The sequence below is a fragment of the Shewanella sp. 1CM18E genome, assembly GCF_023161665.1.
Classification (GTDB): domain Bacteria; phylum Pseudomonadota; class Gammaproteobacteria; order Enterobacterales; family Shewanellaceae; genus Shewanella.
The window spans coordinates 55,434-61,692 of sequence record NZ_JALNTW010000023.1 but is presented as its reverse complement, the minus strand read 5'-3'; the positions used below and the strand labels follow the sequence as shown (position 1 = coordinate 61,692).

Sequence of the window (6,259 nt, the reverse complement as noted above, 5' to 3'; positions counted from 1 at the left end):
ATGATGTCACTGATTTGCTGGGCGGTGAGGGCGGCCATGGCTGGGTTTTGCCAATCAATATCACCGTTATAGCTGGCGCTTAGGGTCAGTACATCATTGTTATCCACATCGAAAGTGGTGATGTCGCCAGTAGCGACTAAGCGGTCTGGCTGTACATCAATGCTGTCTTCGGTGACGCTGCCGGTGTTGGTCACCGTTAGCTCTGGAATGTCGTTAGTGCCTTCAATTGTTATGGTGACTTCTTGAGTGTCAGAAAGGCCAAACTCATCAGTAACAGTAATCGTGAATGTTTCAGTTGTGCTATCGCCAAAGGCTAGGCTATTGGCAAGTTCGTTATCTAAACTAAAGCTCCATTCACCCGTCGCTTCATTTAAGGAGAAAACACCATAAGGCGTCATAGGATCACTAACAAGCTGCCAAGTTAATACTGCACCGTTATCAATATCGCTAGCAGTTAACGTGCCTGAAACTTGTGGGATCCCTGCTGTTTCGACATTACCGCCAACTAATACACCAGCTTCTATTACTGTGCCTTGCGCATCTTCAAGCGAAGAGGTGATCTGCGGAGCGTCATTATCACCAGTAATAGTGATAGTTAACGTCTGGGTTACTGCATCGCCATCACTATCAGTAAGAACATAGTCAAAGGTTTCGATAATTTGCTCACCCAGAGCAAGCATTTGCACTTCAGGAAGCTGATTATTTAATTGGTAGGTATAGCTACCGTCAGCAGCGATAACGAGCGAGCCGTAGATACCTGAGATCACGGTATTACCTGCAATATCAGCAGTACTGTTTTGGCTATTTGCGATTTGAGTTACTACTGAGGAGTCTGCACCTAAGGTATCGTTAGTTAATACATTGCCTGACACACCAACTTCATTACCTTGAGTGATTTCGTTAGCGTCATCTAACCCACTTGGTGCATCATCTATAACATTTGCATTAACGACAGATGTGACGCTATTACCTTGATTATCAGTGAGCTCTAGAATGAATATCTCTGTTAATGTATCTGAGTTTTGATGATTGAAATTAGAAGCTAATGTGTAGCTGTAAGTTAAGGTTGATGTCGCAGGATCATAATCACTGAAAATCAGCACTCCTAGCTCAGTTGTTAAGGTTACTGGGCCTACAAAGTCACCAGCTACAAATATGGCTTGGCCGTTTATTGTCAGTGAGTTTATACCTGCCGGTACTGTAACAGACACGCTTTCAGCTTGAGACAGTAAAGCTGATTGTGGGGCGCTACCTTGTGCTAAATTTTGCTCATAAAGCGTGACCGAGCTTGATGTGATAGTCGGGATGGGGAATTGAACTAAAAAGCTTTGCTCTTCTTCAATGATTGGTGTCGATACTTGCTCAAAACCTTCGGTGTCATGACCTGCTGCCGCTATGGTTTCATCTCCGGTACGACCAACAGCAATAAAACCGCCGCCCTCATTTGAAGTTGGAGCGGCTTCCCCTGCTGCGGTGTCGGGAAGTTCTAAGCTCGGATCTTCCCCTGCTTCAACCTGCGCTTGTAATGCAGCGATGTCAGCATCAACAGAGGTTGTTTGAATATTGTCAGGCTCACTTTGAACAGAGCCAGCTTGAGTTAAATCATCTTGATTTACCGTGGTGCCATCACTGTATTGCAATATAAAAGTTGCACCCGCAGCAATGCTATAAACACCATTAACATTGAGCATGTCACCGACTTTGAGCGGTGTTGCGATACCTTGTTCATTAATAGTGTTTATTGCACCAGAAAGCTCAAGAATCTTGGCATCCTGCTTTGGAATAAATTTATCCATCATAAAATTCTCTAACTATCTCATCCATGAGCGAAATGAAGGATTATTAGCGCTTAATCATTTTTTATTTTTGCGCTAACAGTACAAATTCTGTACTGCATTGAAGCGTTGTCAAATTAGGGGAAGTCAAGCTTAGGGGAGGAATTAAAGTTCAGTTTAATTTGATAGGATTTTATAAGTTATTTATCAACTGTTTAAGTTGGATTTAGTAATTAAATATTAGGCTATAAATAACAAAAGGCCGTTTAAATAACGGCCTTTAGTTTAAAAAGGTATAAGAGCTAGATGAGCTTAGCGGCATTTCTTCTGGTTTGCAGGGCTCGGTTTAGTTCCCCTAGATGTTCCTGGGCATCAGCTAAAGCATGTAAATTGTCACGATCATCTTTTAAGTAACAGGCCTTTTGCCACCAGATCTTCGCTTGATGAAAATCATGATTTTTTTGATATAGCTTTGCTAAGCAAACTTGGTAATCAACATTATCTTGGTATTGAGTCTCTAGAGCTAGCAGCTGTTTTTTAGCTTCAACATCAGCAGGCGAAATGACCTCTGATAACGCGTGTAAAATCGGTGCCGACGGTGCAGCCTTAACTTGTTTTAGCAATAGTTTTTTGGCTTCATCTCCGCGTTCAAATCTATTTAAACCAATGGCATAAAGCGCAATATATTCAGGCTGCTTTCTTTCTGCACGAGTTAACCAGTGCCAGCATTTTTCTAGCTCTTGCTCATTGGCTAGTCCAGCTTGGCTTAGTAAGGCGGTATTAGTTGTAAGCGATAAAGCTTGAAACTGCTCGTCTACCAAAACATGTTTTTTATTGATAATAGGTAATAGCAGTTTTAGTGCTTGCCAGTCTTGCTGTGCTTGGTATAACTCAATAGCAAGCTTAAGTACTGGAAACTTACTCTTGCTAGTTGGGTTAAGTTTGTCTAGCTCTTCTCTAGCAGCAGCTAATTCACCTTGTTGCAGTAAATAACGTGTACGGGTAGTGCTTACTGCTTTAACAGCTTGTGGCTCGAGTTCAGCTTTGGCTAGGTATTCATCTCGGCTTTGAAAGTTATTTTGGTGATGGGCGGCACGAGCGGCTGCAAGCAGATTAAGCGCCGGGATTTCGCCTTTTTCAGCGCCCTTCGCCATGGCTTTTTCAGCCGCAGGCCAGTTCTCCTCAGCTAAAGCTAGTGCACCAAGTAAAGTATGCTTACGCGCAGCATTTCTGCGCCAACGTTCAGGCAGATAACGGCTGTTTAGCACTAAGTTAAATAACCATACCAACACAAACTCAACCAGTTGCAATAAGCTGTAAAAAATAATTAAGCCAATCACGGCAAAAAAGATACTGGTTTCAATTTGGTATTCGCCAATCGCGAGATATAAATAGCCTTTATTGCCGACCAGAAAAGGGCTAACACATAGCCCCAGCAAGATGATGACGAGATAGACCAGAGCGCGGATCATTATTGCGCCTCCTCTGTCATCAAGTTGCCGTAAGTAACCAGCTGATTAAGCATATTTGAGGCTGCAAAACGGTCAATGCTGGTTGATTGGATCTTTAATGTTTCTAGCGCATCTAAAGTGGCAAGCGTGTCGGTGGTTTGCTGATCTTTTAAATCAAAATATTGAAAAATCCACTTTCTAGCGAGTTTGATCGAATTGCGGTAATTTACTTGATCTTGGCGATATAAAGCCAATTGCGCCTGCAGTAGTTTGTTTTTCGTATTTTCAACTAGATACCATTGTTGATCTGGCTCTAAAAGCGGTGCAGCATCAGTGGTACGCTTTCTTACAATAACAAAATCGTCAATCAAGGCTTGCCAGGATTTAGCAAGATTAGACTGCCAATCATCTAACGACTCAGTCATTTGCGTGTCAGCCACTTCTTCTGAAGAGAAGTGGGTTTCTGCTCGGTTGAGCGGCAATTTATCTAAATTATCAATAATGGCATCTAAGGTTAAAACGGTGCCCGAAATGTCGGTGTTTTTAACTGACGCGACAGCAGCGATATCCTTAGATAATGCTTTTCTGAGCGGCATTAACGACGGATCGCGCATCGACTTAATACGCTCATCAGCTGCTTTTAGTAGGCTGGTTGCAGTGCTAGGATCTTTTTCAAGCCATAGCTTTTGACCTGCTAAGCGCACTAAATATTTAGCCTCTTCTGCGCGCCAATGATTAGGATTACGCTGAGCAATAATAGACACACGTTCTTCAAGCTGAGTCTGCTGCTCAAGTGATTGTGCCATTGCATTTTCGACACTGGCTGCAAACTGTCCCTGTTGCTGCTCTAGCGATGCAATACGCTGATTAGGCTCAACTAAAGCAGCCTGAAGCTTTTTGGTTAGCTTTGCAGACTCGGCTTGCTGAGCTTGTAGTTGTTGATATAGGTAATAGCCGCCAGCAACAGAAGTAAAAGCCAAAATTAGCAGCAAAAATAGGGTGATGATAATGCCCCATGGGGTTGAGCTTTGCTGTTGAGCTTGCTCTTTAGGTGCACTTTCGCTGGAGCTAGTTTCTGGTTCTGACTGAGTGTCGATAACAGGCTGAGTGGCAATTGTTGCCTCAGTTGTTGGTTCTGAAGCGCTAGCGTCAGTGTTCTTGGTTTCCATTAAACAGTCCTTGAAAGCGATGATGCTGCAGTATTTACGAGTATTAACTTACAATCAGCTGCGGACTACTTAAGTGATAACGCAGCCAACATAGCATTAGTATTGGCGGCGGTTGCATTGCTTACATGTGCAAGTCCGTATGTCTTAGCTTTTTCGAATACTCGGGAGCTTGGCACTATAATATGACAAGTTTGCAGCCAAGCAAATAGCTCTTTTGGTACTGTTTTAACTAGGTTATCGAGTATTCCGCCACTGGTAATGATAATAGTGTCAATGCCGAAGCTTTGCCATTGTTGGCAAATAACGCTTGCTTCAATTGCTGGGCAGCCACGTTTATAGACCTCCCAATAATTAAGTTTTGCGCCTCGGTTTATTAGCTCTGTGGCTAAATCTTCTCGGCCACCTTCGCCACGAACAATAACAATATGCTTATTATCGACCTTAGATAACGAGTCGAGTGTTAATAGGCCTTCAGTTTGCTGGCAATCTTCAGGCGCTTTTTCAGCGTCAATACCTAACGCTTGCAAAGCACTATAAGTTGCATCGCCTACGGCAAGATAATGCGCGTGAGCTGGCCATTGATTATCAATAATCTGCGAAGCAAAAGTAACGGCGTTGGTACTGATAAAAATGATGATGTCGGCTTGATTGAGTGTAAGCTCAACGTCTGCAGTACTGAGGTTGGAAGTGGATTGAACGTTAAGTAAGGGCGTAACAAAATAGGAGACGTTGCGCTGAGTCAACGCCTCTATCATCAACTGATTGCGCCCTTCTGGGCGCGTCAGTAAGACTTTCATCGTGATTACGCGTTTGCGTAAACAGCATCAAGAATGGTTTTTGCGCCTTTCTCGAGTAGTTCTTCAGCCAATGCTACACCTAACTTTTCTGCATCTGCAGTGCTACCAGTGGTAGAAGCTGTGATGATTTGGCTGCCATCAGGGTTACCCACTAAACCACGTAGGCTGATGGTGTCACCGTCGATTTCAGCGTATGCGCCAATTGGTACCTGACAACCGCCTTCAAGACGAGTGTTCATTGCACGTTCTGCGATAACACGCATACGTGTTTCAGCGTGCTCAAGTGGAGCGAGTAGCGCTTTAACGCGAGCATCATCAGTACGACATTCAATACCTACAGCGCCTTGGCCGTTTGCTGGTAGTGATTGTTCAGCAGAAATAAAGCTAGCGATTCTTTCTTCAAGCTTTAGACGTTTAAGGCCTGCAGCTGCAAGAATGATTGCATCGTAGTTACCAGCATCTAGCTTAGCTAGACGAGTACCAACGTTACCACGGAGATCTTTAATCACTAGATCAGGACGTGCAGCGCGGATTTGGCACTGACGACGTAAGCTAGAAGTACCAACAACAGCACCTTGTGGTAGATCTTCGATTGTCTTATAGGTGTTTGAAACAAATGCATCACGTGGATCTTCACGCTCACAAATAACCTCAAGACCTAGACCTTCAGGAAACTCAACAGGCACGTCTTTCATTGAGTGAACTGCGATGTCAGCTTCGCCTTCCAGCATAGCGACTTCAAGTTCTTTAACGAATAAACCTTTACCACCTACTTTTGCAAGCGGAGTGTCTAAGATGATGTCACCTTTAGTGCTCATCGGTAGCAATTCAACAGTGAGGCCTTCGTGGATTTTTTCCAGTTCTGCTTTCACAAATTCGGCTTGCCACATGGCAAGAGGGCTCTTACGTGTTGCGATACGGATCAGATTTTGAGACATGAAGATATTCCATCTTAGAACTTATTTGCGCCAATGCTAACATTGGCTGAATATAGATGTAACATTCTGTTGTTGATTCTTTGAAGTCTACCCATTTCTAAAACTGCAAAAACAGTGATCTTGATCACA

The 6,259-nt window shown here is 43.5% G+C and carries 5 protein-coding genes; all 5 read right to left on the bottom strand.

What is annotated here, in order from left to right; translation table 11 throughout:
* The coding region (locus tag MSG37_RS20095; RefSeq protein ID WP_248472476.1) for a retention module-containing protein at positions 1-1,799 on the bottom strand (1,799 nt) is incomplete at its 3' end.
* 278 nt (positions 1,800-2,077) lie between these two features.
* Positions 2,078-3,247 carry a heme biosynthesis HemY N-terminal domain-containing protein gene (locus MSG37_RS20090; protein WP_248472474.1) on the bottom strand — a complete coding sequence of 390 codons (1,170 nt, stop codon included), beginning with the start codon at positions 3,245-3,247 and terminating at the stop codon, positions 2,078-2,080.
* Complete coding sequence (locus MSG37_RS20085; protein ID WP_248472472.1) at positions 3,247-4,395, bottom strand: uroporphyrinogen-III C-methyltransferase; 1,149 nt, start codon at positions 4,393-4,395, stop codon at positions 3,247-3,249. The genes MSG37_RS20090 and MSG37_RS20085 overlap by 1 nt, the downstream gene beginning before the upstream one ends.
* Before the next feature lie 65 nt (positions 4,396-4,460).
* Positions 4,461-5,192 carry a uroporphyrinogen-III synthase gene (locus MSG37_RS20080; RefSeq protein WP_248472471.1) on the bottom strand — a complete coding sequence of 244 codons (732 nt, stop codon included), beginning with the start codon at positions 5,190-5,192 and terminating at the stop codon, positions 4,461-4,463.
* 5 nt (positions 5,193-5,197) lie between these two features.
* Positions 5,198-6,130 (bottom strand): hydroxymethylbilane synthase, encoded by a 933-nt coding sequence (hemC, locus tag MSG37_RS20075; protein WP_248472469.1) that lies wholly within the window; start codon positions 6,128-6,130, stop codon positions 5,198-5,200.
* Positions 6,131-6,259: the final 129 nt, after the last annotated feature.

Coding starts and splice junctions, on each gene's coding strand:
- MSG37_RS20090 (WP_248472474.1), bottom strand. CDS start 3,247: ATGATCCGCGCTCTGGTCTATCTCGTCATCATCTTGCTGGGGCTATGT.
- MSG37_RS20085 (WP_248472472.1), bottom strand. CDS start 4,395: ATGGAAACCAAGAACACTGACGCTAGCGCTTCAGAACCAACAACTGAG.
- MSG37_RS20080 (WP_248472471.1), bottom strand. CDS start 5,192: ATGAAAGTCTTACTGACGCGCCCAGAAGGGCGCAATCAGTTGATGATA.
- hemC (WP_248472469.1), bottom strand. CDS start 6,130: ATGTCTCAAAATCTGATCCGTATCGCAACACGTAAGAGCCCTCTTGCC.